The sequence below is a fragment of the Microtetraspora niveoalba genome, assembly GCF_001570405.1.
In the GTDB taxonomy this organism is placed as follows: domain Bacteria; phylum Actinomycetota; class Actinomycetes; order Streptosporangiales; family Streptosporangiaceae; genus Microtetraspora; species Microtetraspora niveoalba.
In genome coordinates, this window is record NZ_BBYM01000087.1 from 1 (window position 1) to 1,421 (window position 1,421).

General features: G+C 72.7%; 1 protein-coding gene. It reads right to left on the reverse strand.

Features of this window, described 5'->3' with window-relative positions:
• Positions 1-1,395, reverse strand: a 1,395-nt coding sequence (locus AWQ70_RS37095) for a SpnB-like Rossmann fold domain-containing protein (protein WP_505796289.1), incomplete at its 3' end; no start/stop codon positions are given.
• Positions 1,396-1,421 lie beyond the last annotated feature (26 nt).

A 1,421-nucleotide genomic window follows, 5' to 3' on the forward strand; every position in this document is an offset into this window, starting at 1 on the left:
CGCCTCGTTGACGCCGCTCTCGACGGCGCGGACGAGGCGGCGGGCGAGCACGGCGCCGGGGCCGCGCACCGCGACCTGGTCCTCCCCGATCGTGCCGCCGAGCACCCCTGCCAGCACCGGCGCGACCGACGCGTCCACCGTGGGCGGCAGGTCGATCAGGCCGCCCCACCGCTGCGGGTGTTCCAGGGCGGCGACCCGGCCGAGGCCCCACACCTGCGCCTGGGCCGGGCTGGTCAGCGTGTCGCCGGGGCCCGCCTGGACGGCGCCGTGGGTCAGCGTCCACAGCGGCGCCTTCAGGTCCGCGTCGCCCAGGGCCTGCAGCACTACCAGGGCCGCCGCCACCACGTACGGCACCGCGGAATCGCCGTTCGGATGGTCTACCGCGGCGAGCAACACGGTCCCGGCCAGGTCGGGCACACCGTTCATCGCGTCCTGGATGTGGGCGGTGACCGAGGCCCGGTCGAGTTCCGAATCCCCGAGGATGATGTCGACGACTCCGGCGCCGGCGCCGCGGATCGCCGCGCGCACGCCTTCGGCCAGCTCCTCGTCGACATTCTCCGGGACGACCACCAGCCAGGAGCCGTCGAGCTCACCCTCGGTCACCGCCACGGGCTTCCAGTCGATCTGGTAGCGCCAGGTGTCGAGCACCGATTCCTGTCGGCGCTGTCTGCGCCACGACGACAACGCGGGCAACACCTCGCCCAGCACCTGGGCCCGGTCACCGAGGCTCAGCGTCCCGGCCAGCTCCTCCAGGTCCTCGCGCTCGACCGCCTCCCAGAACCGGGACTCCACCACATCACCCGGCAGCACCGCTCGCGTCGCCCTCGGCTTCGGCCAGAACCGTTCCCGCTGGAACACGTACGTCGGCAACTCGACCCGACGACCGCCCGGCAACACGGCCCGCCAGTCGACGTCGACGCCGGCCGCCCACAACCGGCCCAGCGCCATCAGTGCCGTTTCGGTGTCGTCCCGGTCGCGGCGCAGTAGCGGCGCGAACACCGCCTCGACGGACTGCTGGGCCGGCGCCGTTTCCGCCTTATCCCGGCGCAGCACTCCCGCTTCAGCCTGGCTCAGCACTTCCGCTTCAGCCTGGCTCAGCACTTCCGCTTCATCCCGGCGCATCACCGGCGCGAACACTCCGTCGAGCGTCTGCTGGGCCGGCGCCGTCTCCGCTTCATCGCGGTGCAGCACCGGCGCGAACACCCCGTCGAGCGTCTGCTGGGCCAGCGCGCAGAGCACACCGTCCGGACCCAGCTCCACATACCGGGACACACCCCGCTCGCCCAGACACCCGACGCCGTCGGCGAAGCGCACCGCCTCCCGCACCTGCCGCACCCAATAGGCCGGGGAGGTGAGCAGCCCTGGTTCGGCGAGCGTCCCGGTCAGGTTCGACACGATCGGAACCTGCGGTTCGTCGAACG